Source organism: Dyadobacter linearis (assembly GCF_907165045.1).
In the GTDB taxonomy this organism is placed as follows: Bacteria; Bacteroidota; Bacteroidia; order Cytophagales; family Spirosomataceae; genus Dyadobacter; species Dyadobacter linearis.
In genome coordinates, this window is sequence record NZ_CAJRAU010000001.1 from 827,310 (window position 1) to 843,220 (window position 15,911).

The following is a 15,911-nucleotide window of genomic DNA, read 5'->3' on the forward strand; positions in this document are numbered from 1 at the left end:
GATTTAACGGTATGAAAAGATTTTTACTATTTTGTTTTCTTGTGTTGGCGAGCAGCTTGAATGTTCAGTCACAGGGAATACCATGGGTTAAAACGCCCGTTGATACATCATATCATCGGCTTGCGAAGGAAAATATTGACTTGCGAATTGACCTAGAAAAGTATAAATCAGATACCGATCGCCAGTTGTCTGGTATCGATTTGCACATAAATTCCGCGACTTACTTGTTGGGATTTGTTGCTTTGCTTGGAATTTTATTGGGGTTGTATTTGGAGCGAAAATGGAGGCAAATCGAAGGGATATCCCTAAGAATTGAAGAGAATGTTCGATTAGCGCGTGAGTCGCAAATTGCAGCACAGACGGCTAGCAACGATTCATCAAATTCATTTGAGAAAGCTCTAAAAGCAGAAGAGCGAGCGGAGGGATTTTTCAACAAGATTGAGGCAAATATCGAGCAAGTATTTCGCGACCTGAAACGAAGTGAAGTTCAGCAGATATTGCAGGAAATAGTTGACACACCTTCCTTAGTTGTGACCTATCAGCATATCTTATTTTCTGCGGAGTTACAGGGAATAGATTACATAGTCATCAAAAATTGCTACAAGATCGTATTGAATGAAGAAGAGTTAGACGAAGGCTTGGTGAAAATGTACAAAAGCTTACTACTTCATCATTTTGCATCTAAGGCTGTCAAAGATGCGGAAATCAATAAAGAATTGTTCATTGATTTTTATTTGCCTGAGCATAAAGGTGGAAGATATAGGATTAAAGAATATATCAGGGAAATAGTGAATGCATACATTGAGACTAATGTTGATCAAAGGGCTTATATCCGCCCATTTCTATATAATTACATACATGCAAGATTTGTAGCAAACGTTACTATATTGGTGGAAGCATGTCCAGATATTGCTGCTGCGATCCATATCTATCAACATCTGCAATTTAATAATAGACCCGATGTAGTTGCACAGTTCAAGATGAGCTTTTTAGATCACACCATAAGCTACTTTAAAGTATCCAAAGATAGCTTGCCCGGATTAATATACCAGGATGAGGTAGATGCATTGCAACAATATTCTAAACGACAATCATATCCAGATACCTTTTAATTTATATGGGCACAAGATGAGTGATGAAGATAGGTCTGATACAATTCAAGCTGACTGTTGGAATCGAGCTTTGGATTGTTTTGCATATAATTACATATATGCTGGAAAATTAAATAAGATCTCCCCATGGTTACAATGGTCAAAGGTTCTGGGAATAATTGTGCCTGTATTAATTGGTGCAATCCTTACAACTTATGCAAATGACTCCAAAATAATTGACTTAACAATTGCTATTACCTCGCCATTCGCAATTGCTCAACTAGTGGTGTCAACATATATAACGGTTTCTGGATTGGAAGAGAAAGCGGCACTATTCAGCTCACAGACTATTCAATTTTCATTGTTGAATTCTGAATTTCAATCACTCGGCTTGACTCCTCTTCCAAGTATCGATATTTATCAAGCCAGATATGAAGTACTTAAAGAGCGAGAACGGTCACTATCGGTTCATCACCACCAGGTTTCTGAGGAGGAACTACGTAAAGGGATGCGAAGTGGATTACGAAATTATCAGCGTGAGTGTGCTGGCTGTAAAACAGTACCATTATCTATGATATCAACAAATTGCCCAGTCTGCGGAAACTTTTAACCTGTTATATATATGAATGAAAATGTAGAAAGAGTATTGAATGGATTTTTTAAGCTATCTCAAGATGAGAGATCGCGATTGTTAAACGAGATTACCCTCTATTCTGGAAAGACCTATTCTGAAAGATCGATTCAGGAAAAGCAGGTTGAGCAGCGGAGCAGCGTTGGGCCTAAGAATAGTATATGTAAGTGTTGTGGGCGATAACAGCTACTATGTGATGGGAGATTTTCTACCACGGATTCTATCAGAATCCATAGTCGGGTCAATCAGAAATGAGAAATTCAATTAATTTCTCATTTCTGACAATCCGCCAAGTGCAGATTATTTCAAAAGCAATGAGCACTCAGTGCTCTTGCCAGGTTATCGTTTAAAGAACGGTCAATTTAAAAAGGCTCGGCCTGTTCGTCCGGTTTCTCAGGATACCCTGGCACGTTTCTACGTTTTGGGATAGGCTTAGATCGATCGACCGCAGTAGTAGTGTACTCCCCGCAGGCCCCGTCTGCATAATATTCAGTGTACGTACTGACAATAAAATAATAAATACCGCTGTCGGTCCTAGTTTTGTTCACCAATTCCCTGCGGACCAGCATTCCTACCAACTTGCATCCTTCTGCCGGTTCATCATCTTCACTGTAATCCGGAAATGGGATATCTGAGCATAGAATTTCACTCTGATATTAATTACAATCGAGATTTGAGGGATTCTGGATCGAGATTCTTATCAAACAGAAACACATTACCAAAAGCACCGATGCCGACGGTTCGCGATTCTCCTTCAAAAGTGATTCTCGTAAGAGAAAAAACTAGGTAGTTTTGCGAGGAAACTATTGACTCGACAAGGCTATTTATCATTACCGAACCCATCGCTGCACCTAAGGCTGCAAATGGATTTTCTTCTTTTTCCAATTCCTGAGTTGCCTCCCCTACAACTTTACCCGCAACGATCTTTACAGCGGATTTATGTTGATCCAGGCTAGGGTTTGTTAGCAGTGCGACTAGTAGGACCACACCCGCTACCAGAATCACGGTACTCCTTGTGTTTAAGCCTTGAAGGGACTTTGATGTTGAATTTTCTTCCATGTCAATGAGGGTTTTGTGTAAGGGACAATACTAGTAGAATTTCCTGACTACGAAAAACGATGTTTCCTTTAAAAGAAGCTCCTGCATGGCACATGCTCTAAGGAACTCGCGTCGGCAATTTGAAAGAAGCCAAATAAGGCTTTACGAGGGTATGTGAAGATGATTAAACAATTCTACCGTTCGATAATTGGCACAACAACCTAATTAGTAAAACATAGAAGGACGGCGGCTTTGTGACTAAAATCTGGCCAACCTCCTGTATGAAAAAAGCTTTATCCTTTGTCTTCGCTTGCCTTTCCCCTCTATATCTATCTTCATGTTCGGTAAATGAACTTAGTCAAATCGACTGGAAATGGCATGATTTACCCTCTCGGATGCTGGGCTCATTTATCTTCCTCGTATTTATGTTCACAACGTTTAAGCCAAAGATCAGAATAATAGGAAAGATTGCAAAGGGCCCGTTAGAAAGGAATGGCAAGGCAACCGTGCCCGAGGGTGGGGTGGATGAGTGGTATTGGTTTAAGGTCGTTAATATGAATAGTTTCTTTAAAGTACACGACCTTAAATTCAGTCTCTTCATAATGGAGCCGCATTACAGCGGGGGAAAAAATGTTATGTTTGACTCGATCGAGCTGAAAAAGAGCGACATGCCTTTCCTTAAATCACTGAGCACACTACTTGGCAAGAATGAAAATGATGAATTTGCATGTCGAATACGAACATCTGTCGACTTAGAAGAGCTGATGGGGAGGGACAAGTCTATAAGATTACAAGTCGTAGCTAAACATCAACTGTCGGGCTTAACCTCTTATTTCACAAAGGATTTTAATATTGATGACATCGAGGAAGGTAATTTCGTAAGTGGCTTCTGGGGATTTATTAAATCTAAGGGAAATAATAGGCGTGATCGCCGATTATAAAATTTCACTTACCCTTTGCATGTGTAGTAACAATCAATATCTTTACTACACACCTATTATCGTTTGGCACTCTTTTAGTGGTGTTTAGGTTATATATTTGTTCACAAACTATCGAGACTATGAATTGCAAAACAAAAGACATTATTGTCGAGTAATCAAAAGATTACGGTAAAAAGGGGGCTTAGCGCCTCCTTTTTTTGTTAGATAGTACGTTGAAATTCTAGCCTCTGGGCTTCCCTGTTCTTATTCTCCATATCCACAGCATATCCATCACGAACTACCTGCCGAACAGTGACGGAACAAAGAATTCCGGCTACTGTTCGGCAAAATATTAATCAGCTTTTCGGTAGCTCCCGCACAATTGTTGAATTAGGCCCAATTTCAAAAAGCTTTCCATCCGATCCTACATATTGAACTTTCGGAATCCGATCACTATTAGTTTTAATATTCCTTAGTTCGGCTCTCATAGCTTGCAGCTCCTTTATGGTGTTGTCCTCGGCGTTCCGCACCGTCTCACGGTATTCCTGAATAAACTTCAAGTGTTCGTGTCGATTGTGGCTCTTGTCCACCGATATCCAGGGTCGTTCTTTCTTTGGTAATCGGATCCTCCACAATCCAGGGAATGGAGGAGGCATCTACTGGTAATTTCATCTCCTCGGCTGTCAGTATGCGATAAACCTGATTTGAATCAGACACAAATTGTACACTATTTCTATTTTCCATGCTATTGAAATTAAATTGAATTGTTGCGATGATATTTGGTTTCGTAGAGCTCAGAAAATACCGATAGTAGCCCATATTTGGCAGCATCGACACAATGCCCATTTCGCTCATACTGGACCTTCGTTTTTGGGTCAGTGGCCTTCTCCTTGACAAAGCCTCCCGTCGGGCTCTCAATCGTCTCTTGAAGATCCTTAATGAATTTCGGGCACCTGGTTTCGTCAATCCATATCTCGATTGGCAGAGACCCGCCGAAAATGTCATTCAAAAATTTCCTTAGAAATTCATTGAAGAATTGCCTTTTGTAGACACGATCTGATTTGGAGTGAAGGTATTTTTCAAGCGCCTGACGGACTGCGTTAAACGCCTTGCCTTCACCAAAGCCCGGGATACGGTTTTCTCCAGAGGCGTCACCGCAATAACTGACAGGTACGGTGCCATGCGTCGCAGGGTATTTTTTAATCCATTCCTTACAAACAGCCTCCGCGGTATTATGTGGATGAGGAAGGCAAAACTCGTCGTAAAATCTTACCCGATACCCTTGCTGGGCCCCGATTCTGGCTTCCTCGATTTGAAAGCATAGCAGAGTCATATATGGCCAAACGTTAAAGTCGAAAGTCAGGTAGGTTGGCACGCCAGGCAAGTACGGCACATGCCTGACATGGGAGGTGTAATTGAAATTGTAGATCCACTCATGACCATTTGATTCCACATATTCCCAATCACCATCCACAAAGCGCTGATAATTGATTGCTGTCATGTTCGTTTTCAGTGATTCCAGGTACGAGCTTGGGACAAAAGGATTGTCAGTTACTTTGGCCTGAATATATTTCCAGGTTTCAGGTAAAGTCCCATCAACGAACCGGTCATATATTCTTGTCTTAACCCAGTTTTTTGTGGGGTTACACGTGCCCAAAACCAGCGGGCGGGGTTTCCTCCCGAAGTTGTTCGGTTCAGCGTTCAGCCATGAACCAGCCCGCTCAAAACACTTGTCTAATGTTTGCTCCTGGAATTCAGACAACTCATCCAATCCAAATCCATTTGTCTCCAAGCCATGAAAACGGGTCATGTCCTTATCCTGTGTAAACGACTCGGGAAATAGCTGCACGACTGAACCGTTGTCAAATGTGTAGGTCAACTCGGCCTTGTTCCTGGCAACTATATGTTTGCTGTATTCAGGTTTGGAATAAATGTAGTTGACAGAAGGGACCAGGTTGCTAGTAATTTTCGGTCTGTCTGCCCTCATAATTACCCAGCGGCTGTTTGGATAAGTCTTCGCCAGTTCCGCCATTACAATCGCTAGCCAGATAGTTTTTGCACCGCGGATAGCTCCCCCATACAACAGAAACGTGACCTTTGTTGAGGCTAAGACTTCAATTGCTTCAAGCTGTTTACTCGTTATCTGCAGCACCGATCTCTAATATTTTGGTTTCATTTGTTTTTGGATCGATCACCGTAAAAGGCGTTGACCTTGATGTTCCTGGTTCTCCTCCTTCACCTAGAGGCTTTGGCGCGTCTGCCTGGCGCTCTCTCCAATTCCTGGTTCGATTACTTAACCATACAGTCGCGGCCTTCGTGTCGGGTGGATAACGTGCGATTGTCTCCCGCTCTTGAACTTCTTCGAGATTCTGATCGACCTTCACAACGAAGTATTTTGTTTCGGGATGCTGATATCCACAGGCCCGCTCGAACAAACTACGGGCTACTTTTGCATCTGCACTTCTCTTCCCGCGCGAAAGTGCCCGAAAAAACTCATAGTGCTTTTTCTTCCAATTGTCCAGTGTTCGGGTCGTTATTCCAAAATCCTCGGCTAATTGTTCATCCGTCGACCCTAATAAGCATAGCTCATAGGCCTCTTGCGGGTGAAAATCTGGATCATAGTCAGTCGGCCGCCCTCCCTCATTACCCAATGCGTAGTTATTTCCCTTCGGCGCTGACATTTGCTGTATTTGAATCTAGTTGCGTGTGTCTAGGCATCGAATCCTCTTCGATAGCCTCAATACCTATTTGATTTCGCCCTCTATGTTTGAAAAAGCCCGTCCGATTCCTCAACCATATTTCCATTGCCTCTACATCTGCAGGTATGTGGCGGAGAACCTCTGCCGGCCGCAACTCGATAGTTTTATCAAGATGCCCCACCTCGATCGTCGTGCTTTCCTTGACCTGATATCCTGTCGCCCTCTTAAAGAGGCTGTGAGCGACTTTCGCATCAGCAAGTATCTTTCCCCTGGATAGGTTTTCCGCAAACTTAGGATGTTTTATCTTCCAGAGATTGACTGTTGGCTCAGTAACATCGAAGACAAATGCAAGATCAGCATCAGTTAATCCGAGTGAACATAATTTGTATGTAATTTCAGGATGATAATTCGAATCGTAAGACGTTGGTCTACCGCGTTTGGCCGTAGTCTTTTCTATTTTATTTTCCATTGCTAATAGTAATTCCTTGCTAGTGAATAAAATAAATATTTTAAGTCCAGCCAAACTTTATTCAAATAAATATTCGGTTAAATTTCGAATATCTATATCAGTGCTAATAGGGGCGATATTCATCTTAGTTATTTGAAATTACCCAGGCCTTTTCTATTTTAGTTTCCAGTTCAGCAAGTGCATCCTTTAAGTACTCCAACAGATCTACTGGGCAACATTCTTCATCTTTAATTCCACAAATACCTTTCTTTATTTTCTCTGACCGGAGAATCATTAACGCAATGCTCCACGGAGCTCCTCTATCCATTATTTCCTCGGCTAACTCTACCCCATGATGGAAAGAATCCTCTTCCACAGATTCAATCAAAGCTGAATACACCATGAATACAGGGTCATAGCGGAGAATCCATCGAGATATCATATTTGTAACTTTTGGTGACATAAGCAGCCTACCTTTAATTTTGAAAATTTAAAATTCAATTAAGAGAACAATGAGGGGGTGGCATTTTTGAAAAAAAATGACGCAACCATTTTAAAGTATCTTTTTAATATATCTTATTAGAATATCTTATTAATATAATCTTATTATAGGTGTTGTATATGGTGCACAACTGGAAGTAACACTCGTTACGAAGAGAAAGTAAAATCAAATAGAATTATTATATAGGTGTAACACATGGTGTTAATTTGATGCTCACATGACGTATAATTGATACTACATTGGTGCAAATCAATTTAAAGTATTAAATGAGGAAATTCTGATTGAACCTGGGCTTTTACCTGGGCAATAATATCCCTCCTTACAAACGCCTTTTCCTTTTTTATAATTGATTTCCGGCTGCGTTCTACCTGATACGCCAGCTCATCGAAACTAAGCTTAAAGCTGGCATAGAAGCCCCTTGTGAAGTGCCCATATAAGGATAGGCCCCACTGCTCCGACAACGTCATCTTAATCTTATTGAGAGCATACCTCGAAGAATACTGCCGGTACAGGCTTGATTCTCTAATTGGAGGTATTAGCTCCGCTGTCGAGCCGCATCCGAAGAATCTAGCGAGTAAGTACTCATTGGTCACCTTTGCGTATGTCTTATGCCCGATAATACTTTTCAGTGCAGCATAGCCTAGAAAGCATGCGATTTCGTGCTCAGACTTCTCATTCTGAAAGAAATCCCATACAATGTCGCGATTTAGTGAGGTGAGAACTTTACTTTCCTCAACCATAAATGCTTTATGCTTTATATCTTTTAATACCGTCTCTGGCTTGGCATAGTTGATGCCAAAAAAGTGAGCAGCATCTACAAAGCGTGAAACTTCATCTCCAAGCTCCATGGTTAGCGATTTCCGGTATGTACCTTGCTTAATAATTTCGTGAGCAACTTCCTGCATTTGCTCAAAAGCGTTTCGCTGCGCTAATACGCTGACTGAACACATAAAATATTTTGTATCAGACATTTAGATAATTGATTTTGGGAAATACAAGCGGGATTGCTATATTTACCCTGTTGAAAACATTCTGAAACAAGGCGCATTCTGGGGAGGTTGCGCCTTTTTCGTGGCTTATGATAAAACTGATCGTTGTTGATTCTTTTTCTGCCAGATTGAACGGAGGTGACTCATGAGATCTTCAAAAGACCGGATAAACCCTGCTTCAATCGAATAGGTTAGATTCTGCTCTAAGCGATGTAGCTCTTCAAGCTGCTGTTCGGTTCCCTTATTCCTTATGCCATTCTCATGGCGGCCAAACACAATGATATTCAGGGCCCGAGAAAGCTTTGAGAAATCTACACCGTTCAATTTTGCCGCAGCATTTGATAATTGCTTGTACATCTCCCCAGCCTCCATTCTATTAGCAGTAAGCCGATCTGTAAGCCAGGTAATAACCTCACCATATAACATTGGATTCATCTCCATTGCAACAAGCACCCAGATGTACGGATTACACCAAACCGACTTTGTGTGTCTAGCTCCTTTAGTAGCGTAGGCACCGTAACGTTTCAGAATTTTGGTTATTCCGTGCTTTTCGGTGTCAGCTATAAAAACGTTTAAAGACGTTGTTATGATTTCGTGCTTTTTCAACAAATAATAAATCCTCTCACGGTTGTCTGTATACGACAAGACCTCTGAAAATCTCCGCTCACTCCAATCATTGTCCATTCGCGCAACGTCAAATGCCCTTTGAAGATCTGATAGGTTTAAGAACTGTGTCTTTGCTTCTTGCCGAATGGTAACACCGCACAGATTACGACTTCCACTCTCTAATATCGGGTTCGTTCTCATTTTGTAGTCGTCAGAAGTGAAATTGAGAGCTATTGTGTGGCTTGCGATTGCACACTTTGCGTGACTACTTTCTCACGTCTAATGGGTTTCGGAGCAGCCAGCACCTCGGAGAGCTTAAATCTCTTCAGATTTCCGATACGATAGGACAATAACAGGCCCTTTTTTTCCCAATCCCAGATAGTTACCGAAGACACGCCGAGTAGCTCGCTAACTTTCTTTTGGTCAATATAAGCTTCGCCGAGTTTATCAGACTCCGAATTGACGGTTTCACTTTTCTGACTCTTCAAAATTAATTCCTCAATATGGTTGAGTCGTCTTCCGAGGATTTCGAATGGATTGTCCATGATCATCTTTGTAAGTTTTTAATGTTACGATGATCAAAGGTCATTTGTAATGCATTGGCACAATTGGCACAAACTGGCACAGAATTGTCAACGCTCCATGATTTCAGATACTATTTTTGCTCTTTAATGCTGTTTAGAAACAGTTTTATTCGTTCTCGGGTCTTAGATACTTCCCCCTCTTCCTTAGCCGAAGGATTATTATACCGGTTAAGAGCAGAATTCAATCCTGTTCTGCTGCCAATATCTCCGAGCAGATTAGACAATGCAGTATGTAGGTTATCCTGATGACCGGTCCCGGGCATTGAAATTTCCAAACAACTCAGGTCACTCATGGCAAACAATAGTTTTGCAACCTCCGCGGGCCTGGAATTCTTGTAGTTTTTCAATATAAATGGCATTAAGCTGCGGCCTCTTGGATTTAGAAAGTCAACGAATTCTGATTCGGTCCGCATGCTGCGCTGTTGATCAAGCTTTACATCATTACTTACACTTTCCAAGGCCCGAACAGCTCCAGCACATGCAAGGTTTAGCTTGGCAAGAAAAACTTCAAGACAATAATCGTTGGCTGTCTGGTTACCTCCTCGAAAAGACATGTCATTTTGACGAGCGCCAAGCTCATCATCTACACGAATTGCATTTACTTCTTTCATCCATTCGTCATGATCCTTGATACATTCATCTATAACCCTTTGCCTCTCACCAGCTAGAATAAGGTCTTTATAGTCTTTAAGGACAAAAGCTAGGTAGAACTTAATTTCGGCGTCAATCTTCCCGATTGCCTCCGAAAGATCCAGCGCAAGAAGCAAATATCGAGGCCCGAAAAGCTCATAGGTTTCGGCTATTGCGTTTTCCCGCAGCATTTCGAATTGGATATCTAGTTTCATAGCGAACCGTTGATTGCTAATTTGTCCCCTTTTGATTTATCCTTGTGCTTCGCCATTGCATCGACTGCACCAGAGTTGTCGAGTTTCAAATATTTGAGGAAGTTTCTTTCCGTGGTATGACCTGTTGCTTTCATAATTAGATGCACCGGAACACTGTCCAAGTACTCGTTGGTCGCAAAGCTCCGGCGTGCCGTATGGCTGGTCACCTGGCTATATTTAGGGACCTGATCAATTTTTACCCGGCCAGCAATGACGTATTTGGTAGTTACCTTCTCATCAATACCGGCCAGCTTACACAGATCCTTAACATACACATTAAATTTCTGTTCGCTTATAATTGGTAACCGCCCATCATACTTATCGAGGATTGACACAACTTTTGAATGAAGCGGAGTTGATGGATGAGTAGCATTTGCCTTTTCCGGTATGATCTCGATGTACTTGTTTCCTTCCCTGGTTGATTTAATATTGTCTTTCGAAACCTGCTTCCAATCTGATATCCGAAATCCGGTGTAGCATCCGATAAAGAATAGGTCTCGAACCCGATCAAGTTTCAAATCATTGGACAGGTCGAGAGTTTCAATCAACAGTAATTCGGATTTATTCAAAAAGATATCAACCGGTGTTTCTGCCAGTATCTTCACATCCTCCAACCACTCACCCACTGTATACAGCTTTGCCTTTCTTGCAGCTTTGAGGACTATTTTAAGTTGCTTCTGGTAAAATCCTATGTTGTTTACTTTGAAAGACTTTACGAACGTCAAATATGATATGTATTCATTCCATAACTGCTCTGTCCAGTGGTCAAAGTGTAGTACCGACTCGTTTAATTTATCAATCCGGTACTGTTCAAATTCCTGAAGGCTATTCTTTGCAGTCCGATATCTCTGGATTGTTTTGGGATCCGCAATCTTGTTATTGTCAAGCAAGCGCTTCCCGCTTTCTAAATCGATAATGAGCTTCTCAAAAAAGTCAAAGAACTTGATCTGCTCCTCAGCCTTGGGGGGCTTAATGTAATTATCAAGCTCTCTCTTCAATAACTGCTTCGTTAAATCCTCCCTCCTAGCTTTATACGTGTTAGCCACCGAATTGGTAAAATCGGTAAGACCCCTGAGAAACGCGTTGATGTCATCCTTGTCCCAGACCTCAACAACGTTCTTAACTCGGCTTTTCGTAAAATCCCAGTGCTTGGGTAGTACCTTTATCCCTGTGGAGTAGATTAGCTGATCCTGGCCGAACCGATAGCCGAGGTAGATCATTTCCGGATCTTTTGATTTCGACTTCCTCAATCGAAAAAATGCATTCGCCATAACCGTCTTTATAGATGACCCTCATAAAGATAATGAGTTACGCATTACGTTACGCATAATGGTTAATAAAAACCGTATGCAGATTAATGTACCCAATTCGACGTTTTGTCACAATCATGCATAGGAATCTTAAAATGAGGTATTTTAATGCGGCAGATGCTAGGAAATGAATTTTTAACATTAAGAAGGTTATACTCCGGCTCTGGGTACAAAAGCCCTTCAACGAAAGTTGAGGGGCTTTTTGCTATCAGGCTGTGCCAGGATTTCGCTCGTGAAAGTGTGTTAGGTGAAAAAGCTTGCCTTAACTAATTAAATGACTGCCTGAACTCGACCGGTGAATAGCGCGTCTTATTCTTGAACAACTTACTAAACGACTGAGGATGCTCAAATCCCAGCTGAAAGGCGATCTCGTTCACTGACAGATCGGTGGTGGAAAGTTTTTCTTTTGCCAGGTTAATGAGCTTGTCTTGTATAAAATGCCTGGTGCTTTGTTTGGTCAGTGTTGTCAGCAGACGGCTTAGATAATCCGGGGATAGATTCAATGCCTCGGCCACGGACTCAACTGTCGGGATACCTTCGGCTGCGAGGATATCGTCTTTGAAACGATGGGTTAGCAGCTTCTCCATCCGTTCCAGGATAGTATGGTTCAAAATCCTGCGAGTTAGGAATTGCCGTTGATAAAATCGCTCTGCGTACGTGAGCATTAATTCAAGCTGCGCAATCATGACGTGGTGGCTCGATGCATCCATATTGGCGTGGTACTCCTGCTCGATCTGCTGCATCAGGCCCACAACCAGCCCTTCCTCTTTTTCAGAAAGGTGTAGTGCCTCCCGGAGATGATAGCCGAAAAATTCATACCGCTCTATTTTGCCCGACAAGGCGGTATTCCATAAAAAATCAGGGTGGATGAGTAAAAGCCATCCGGTATGTTTGAATCCCTCTTCGCCGGAAGACTCCACCGACAGAATTTGCCTGGGCGACATAAACACCATAACACCCTCGTCAAAATCGAAGTCCTGCTGGCCATATCTGATTTTGGAGTTGACGTTTTTCTTAAGCGCGATTGTGTAAAAGTGATGGCTGATACTTTTCGGAGCCACGGCAGGCCGCGCTTTGATATCCTCAAATCGCACCACGCTGATGAGCGGGTGCTCAGGTCTGGGCAATTGCATCAATCGATGATATTCGGTGATGGTGCGAATGTGCCTTGGTGCTTCAATTGACTTCATAACAAAGGGATCGTTTATAACCCGAACAGTAATTTTAGCCCTTCCCTAAGTGCAGCGGGTGGACGCCCAAGTTTTTGGGCCAGATCGGCGGTCACTACGGATTCCTGCCCGTTTCGAATATCAGCATTAAAATCGGTAATTTTTCTTGCCATTGCCTGTGGAATGCCTTTCTGAACCAGGATATCTTCGAACGCCTGACTTTCAACCGAGGTGTAGCGCACCTCTTTTCCCGACAGCTCAGTCAATGCCCGGGCAACGTCATCAAACGAATAGGCCTCCCCGCCCGTAAACAGGTATGTCTTGTTTTCGCATGGTTCGTCCAGCATTACATGCGCGATCGCCTCTCCCATTTCCTGTCGAAGCGCAAATGCAACCTTTCCCATTCCCGCGGACTGGACAATGCCGGTGTCAAATACCTGTTTGCCAGCAAAGAGCGGAATCACGTCCATATATAAAGCATTCCGAAATATGGTGTATTGTAAGCCACTTTCCCGTATATAGTCTTCGGTAATAAAGTGGTCCCTCATCAAAGGGTTAGAAAGGTTATCCCTATCCCGCAACGAACGGCTCGTGTAGGCGATGCCCGCTACTCCTGCCCTTTTTGCTGCATCCACAACATTGCGGTGCTGCTGCACCCGATCGCCTTCGTCGCCAGCTGAAATTAGTAAGACCTTATCTACATCTTTCATGGCATGGTCAACCGAAGGCATATCTTCGAAATCGCCTAAGTACGCCCGGAATGCTTTTTCCTGAAACGACAATCGCCTTTCCTCTTTTCGGGTGAGAATGGCAATGCTGCTGGCCGGGATCTTTTTCAGCATCGTTTCGATCACTGCACTTCCCAACGCACCCGTCGCGCCTGTTACTAATATCCGCATGATTTTTGTTTTAAGTACAAAGCAAAGCTCGGCAGAAACCTGAATGCGTAGATAGCCAAATCCGGCTTTATCGTAGCCCAATCTGACTTAGGTTCGGCTCGACATTCCTTTTGACATCTCTAAAGACGGGTTCAAGGTTTTCATCGCCATTTAATTATATATTTTATATATTTAAATCTATTATTCTATCCTCAGCGTAGATATGCCAATATCTATCGAATTCTTTGCCTGGCGCCTTATTCCGAGAAGGTGAGCCCATACCGATGTTTTGAATTTACCACCCGGTAAATGCAACTACCTGCGCATTCACATGCCGTCCTATTTACTTAACTAAGCAGTCCATTTTCACTATTTAAAAACTTCTACCATGCAAGTTTCTTTTACGGATCCTTGCAGATGGCGGCATTGCACTCTTACGTTTGCAATGCTCATCTGCTCAGTAAGCCTCTTTGCCTCCAGTCACAGGGAGGCGCCTTTAATTTCCAATGATCCGCTCGCTGACAACACGGACGTTTATGCCTTCAAGAGCCCCGATGATCCCAATACTATCACGATCATTGCGAATTACATCCCGTTCGAATCACCCGAAGGAGGCCCGAATTACTACAATTTCGGACCTAATGTGCGTTATGAAATCCACATCAAAAACAAAACCACGACGGCTGGCGATGATATTACCTACCGGTTTACGTTTTCCAGCATCAATGAAGATCCTACCACTTTTTTCAACATTCGTCTGGGCAAACAAAACCTGAAGACCACTTATAAGTGTGAAAAAAGTACGGATGGCGGGCAGAGTTTCCAGGTAATCGTAGCCGCTGGAACCGTGCCGCCTAACAATATCGGCCCGCGCTCTATCGAGGGCAAGACAGTTGGCTTAGAAACTGACTACAACACATTGATGCAAGGGGCAATCGCGACGGCAACCAGCGGTGAAAAAGTGTTCTGCGGCCCGGTTGACGATCCTTTTTTCGTAGACCTTGCCGGTGCATTTGATGTAGGCAACTTCCGCCCGGAAGGCAATACTACCAATGCGCCCAAAGATGGTCTGAACCGTTTCAATGTGCATACGATTGCTCTTAAAGTGCCTGTCAGCATGTTACAGAAAGACGGTAAGGGAATGAGTCAGGCGGCTAATATACTGGATCCTGAATATGTGATCGGCGTATGGGCTTCTGCAAGCCGCCAGATGATCAAGACACTTTATAGTGCGGGTGATGTGGGTTACGACGGTGAATACGTACAGGTTTCGCGCCTGGGGATGCCACTTACCAACGAAGCGATCATTCCGATCGGGATGAAAGACCGCTGGAACTCGGTGACACCCTACAACGGGAACGACCTTCAATTTGCTAAATACTTTACAAATCCAGAACTGGCGCTTTACATGGACGATTCGCAATTCGGTGGCGCGGTACCATCGTTGAATGCATTGCGGATCCAAACCAAATCACTCAGCTCGTTCGATTTCCGTAATGGAAAACCTGGCTTATTTGGATTGAAAGGTAATGCAGCGCTTGACGGAACTGCGCTGTCAGAAGCTGCTTTCGGTGGTGTTCTTTTGCCTGATAATGCAAGTCCGCGCGCCGTCGACCTGCTGCCGATTTTCTACACAGGCGTACCTAATCTTATTCCTTACCAGCTTGCGACAGGAAAGAACAATAACCCGCTGGCAAAAGGGAAACCGTTTATTCATAATTTCCTGCCGACGCTGGGCGATATGCTACGGTTGAATATGGCGGTACCGGCAACGCCGCGGGATGATCCTAAATTCAGTTCGCTTGGATTGGTGCAGGCAGCGGTTTTGGGTATAACAGATCCTGCTTACAATACGACCACAGACCTGCAATGGATCCCGAATATGGATGGATTTCCAAATGGCCGCAGGCTTGAAGATGATGTGACTACGATTGAGTTACAGGCAGTTTCAGGCGTTGTTCTGGCAGCAGTAGGCTTGTTTTATGACGATGCCACTCCTACTGCGCCGGTTTCACCACAACTTCTGAGCGTGCTGACTTTCAACTCGGGACCAACTAAAAATGACACTGAACTGAAAAGTGCATTTCCTTATGTGGCCAGTCCGTGGAGAGGGTTCGACTATCCTGAAAAAGCCCGGTTCTGATTTCATCATCAAATATCTA

At 43.2% G+C, this 15,911-nt stretch carries 17 protein-coding genes; 4 read left to right on the plus strand and 13 right to left on the minus strand.

Features of this window, described 5'->3' with window-relative positions:
- The first annotated feature begins 11 nt into the window (after positions 1-11).
- Positions 12-1,112 carry a hypothetical protein gene (locus tag KOD92_RS03345; protein ID WP_215232091.1) on the plus strand — a complete coding sequence of 367 codons (1,101 nt, stop codon included), beginning with the start codon at positions 12-14 and terminating at the stop codon, positions 1,110-1,112.
- A gap of 16 nt (positions 1,113-1,128) precedes the next feature.
- On the plus strand, positions 1,129-1,701 hold the full coding sequence (locus KOD92_RS03350; RefSeq protein WP_215232092.1) for a mobilome CxxCx(11)CxxC protein: 573 nt from the start codon (positions 1,129-1,131) through the stop codon (positions 1,699-1,701).
- A gap of 681 nt (positions 1,702-2,382) precedes the next feature.
- On the opposite strand, the gene KOD92_RS03355 is transcribed toward KOD92_RS03350, so the two are convergent.
- Positions 2,383-2,781, minus strand: coding sequence for a DUF4359 domain-containing protein (locus KOD92_RS03355; RefSeq protein ID WP_215232093.1), 399 nt, complete (start codon positions 2,779-2,781; stop codon positions 2,383-2,385).
- A gap of 260 nt (positions 2,782-3,041) precedes the next feature.
- On the opposite strand from KOD92_RS03355, the gene KOD92_RS03360 reads away from it, so the two are divergent.
- The gene (locus KOD92_RS03360) at positions 3,042-3,701 is read left to right on the plus strand and encodes a hypothetical protein (RefSeq protein WP_215232094.1); all 660 of its coding nucleotides are present in this window, start codon (positions 3,042-3,044) and stop codon (positions 3,699-3,701) included.
- Between the two features lie 513 nt (positions 3,702-4,214).
- On the opposite strand, the gene KOD92_RS03365 is transcribed toward KOD92_RS03360, so the two are convergent.
- From KOD92_RS03365 to KOD92_RS03420, 12 genes are all read right to left on the minus strand, one after another.
- Positions 4,215-4,352 carry a hypothetical protein gene (locus KOD92_RS03365; protein ID WP_215232095.1) on the minus strand — a complete coding sequence of 46 codons (138 nt, stop codon included), beginning with the start codon at positions 4,350-4,352 and terminating at the stop codon, positions 4,215-4,217.
- Positions 4,353-4,434: 82 nt separating this feature from the next.
- Positions 4,435-5,832 carry a hypothetical protein gene (locus KOD92_RS03370; RefSeq protein WP_215232096.1) on the minus strand — a complete coding sequence of 466 codons (1,398 nt, stop codon included), beginning with the start codon at positions 5,830-5,832 and terminating at the stop codon, positions 4,435-4,437.
- Positions 5,813-6,361, minus strand: a complete 549-nt coding sequence (locus KOD92_RS03375) for a terminase (protein ID WP_215232097.1) — start codon at positions 6,359-6,361, stop codon at positions 5,813-5,815. Before KOD92_RS03375 ends, KOD92_RS03370 begins: the two co-directional genes overlap by 20 nt.
- Positions 6,339-6,902: a hypothetical protein gene (locus KOD92_RS03380; protein ID WP_215232098.1), complete on the minus strand. Its 564-nt coding sequence runs from the start codon at positions 6,900-6,902 to the stop codon at positions 6,339-6,341. The genes KOD92_RS03375 and KOD92_RS03380 overlap by 23 nt, the downstream gene beginning before the upstream one ends.
- 70 nt (positions 6,903-6,972) lie before the next feature.
- Entirely contained in the window at positions 6,973-7,290 is a 318-nt protein-coding gene (locus KOD92_RS03385) for a hypothetical protein (RefSeq protein ID WP_215232099.1), read from the minus strand.
- 293 nt (positions 7,291-7,583) lie between these two features.
- On the minus strand, positions 7,584-8,300 hold the full coding sequence (locus tag KOD92_RS03390) for a hypothetical protein (protein WP_215232100.1): 717 nt from the start codon (positions 8,298-8,300) through the stop codon (positions 7,584-7,586).
- Positions 8,301-8,405: 105 nt separating this feature from the next.
- Positions 8,406-9,125: a hypothetical protein gene (locus tag KOD92_RS03395; protein ID WP_215232101.1), complete on the minus strand. Its 720-nt coding sequence runs from the start codon at positions 9,123-9,125 to the stop codon at positions 8,406-8,408.
- Between the two features lie 29 nt (positions 9,126-9,154).
- Positions 9,155-9,469 (minus strand): MerR family transcriptional regulator, encoded by a 315-nt coding sequence (locus KOD92_RS03400; protein ID WP_215232102.1) that lies wholly within the window; start codon positions 9,467-9,469, stop codon positions 9,155-9,157.
- 110 nt (positions 9,470-9,579) lie between these two features.
- Entirely contained in the window at positions 9,580-10,353 is a 774-nt protein-coding gene (locus tag KOD92_RS03405) for a hypothetical protein (RefSeq protein WP_215232103.1), read from the minus strand.
- Positions 10,350-11,612, minus strand: coding sequence for a site-specific integrase (locus tag KOD92_RS03410; RefSeq protein ID WP_215232104.1), 1,263 nt, complete (start codon positions 11,610-11,612; stop codon positions 10,350-10,352). Before KOD92_RS03410 ends, KOD92_RS03405 begins: the two co-directional genes overlap by 4 nt.
- A 356-nt stretch (positions 11,613-11,968) precedes the next feature.
- Positions 11,969-12,892 (minus strand): helix-turn-helix domain-containing protein, encoded by a 924-nt coding sequence (locus KOD92_RS03415; RefSeq protein WP_215232105.1) that lies wholly within the window; start codon positions 12,890-12,892, stop codon positions 11,969-11,971.
- 14 nt (positions 12,893-12,906) lie between these two features.
- Positions 12,907-13,851 carry an SDR family oxidoreductase gene (locus KOD92_RS03420; protein ID WP_229254499.1) on the minus strand — a complete coding sequence of 315 codons (945 nt, stop codon included), beginning with the start codon at positions 13,849-13,851 and terminating at the stop codon, positions 12,907-12,909.
- A gap of 343 nt (positions 13,852-14,194) precedes the next feature.
- Between KOD92_RS03420 and KOD92_RS03425 the strand changes: the two genes are divergently transcribed.
- Positions 14,195-15,892 carry a DUF4331 domain-containing protein gene (locus KOD92_RS03425; protein ID WP_215232626.1) on the plus strand — a complete coding sequence of 566 codons (1,698 nt, stop codon included), beginning with the start codon at positions 14,195-14,197 and terminating at the stop codon, positions 15,890-15,892.
- The last annotated feature ends 19 nt before the right edge of the window (positions 15,893-15,911 follow it).

What these genes read in the sequence shown, in the direction of transcription:
- KOD92_RS03345 (WP_215232091.1), top strand. Translation starts at nt 12, where the DNA reads ATGAAAAGATTTTTACTATTTTGTTTTCTTGTGTTGGCGAGCAGCTTG.
- KOD92_RS03350 (WP_215232092.1), top strand. Translation starts at nt 1,129, where the DNA reads ATGAGTGATGAAGATAGGTCTGATACAATTCAAGCTGACTGTTGGAAT.
- KOD92_RS03355 (WP_215232093.1), bottom strand. Translation starts at nt 2,781, where the DNA reads ATGGAAGAAAATTCAACATCAAAGTCCCTTCAAGGCTTAAACACAAGG.
- KOD92_RS03360 (WP_215232094.1), top strand. Translation starts at nt 3,042, where the DNA reads ATGAAAAAAGCTTTATCCTTTGTCTTCGCTTGCCTTTCCCCTCTATAT.
- KOD92_RS03365 (WP_215232095.1), bottom strand. Translation starts at nt 4,352, where the DNA reads ATGAAATTACCAGTAGATGCCTCCTCCATTCCCTGGATTGTGGAGGAT.
- KOD92_RS03375 (WP_215232097.1), bottom strand. Translation starts at nt 6,361, where the DNA reads ATGTCAGCGCCGAAGGGAAATAACTACGCATTGGGTAATGAGGGAGGG.
- KOD92_RS03385 (WP_215232099.1), bottom strand. Translation starts at nt 7,290, where the DNA reads ATGTCACCAAAAGTTACAAATATGATATCTCGATGGATTCTCCGCTAT.
- KOD92_RS03390 (WP_215232100.1), bottom strand. Translation starts at nt 8,300, where the DNA reads ATGTCTGATACAAAATATTTTATGTGTTCAGTCAGCGTATTAGCGCAG.
- KOD92_RS03395 (WP_215232101.1), bottom strand. Translation starts at nt 9,125, where the DNA reads ATGAGAACGAACCCGATATTAGAGAGTGGAAGTCGTAATCTGTGCGGT.
- KOD92_RS03400 (WP_215232102.1), bottom strand. Translation starts at nt 9,469, where the DNA reads ATGGACAATCCATTCGAAATCCTCGGAAGACGACTCAACCATATTGAG.
- KOD92_RS03405 (WP_215232103.1), bottom strand. Translation starts at nt 10,353, where the DNA reads ATGAAACTAGATATCCAATTCGAAATGCTGCGGGAAAACGCAATAGCC.
- KOD92_RS03410 (WP_215232104.1), bottom strand. Translation starts at nt 11,612, where the DNA reads ATGATCTACCTCGGCTATCGGTTCGGCCAGGATCAGCTAATCTACTCC.
- KOD92_RS03415 (WP_215232105.1), bottom strand. Translation starts at nt 12,892, where the DNA reads ATGAAGTCAATTGAAGCACCAAGGCACATTCGCACCATCACCGAATAT.
- KOD92_RS03425 (WP_215232626.1), top strand. Translation starts at nt 14,195, where the DNA reads ATGCTCATCTGCTCAGTAAGCCTCTTTGCCTCCAGTCACAGGGAGGCG.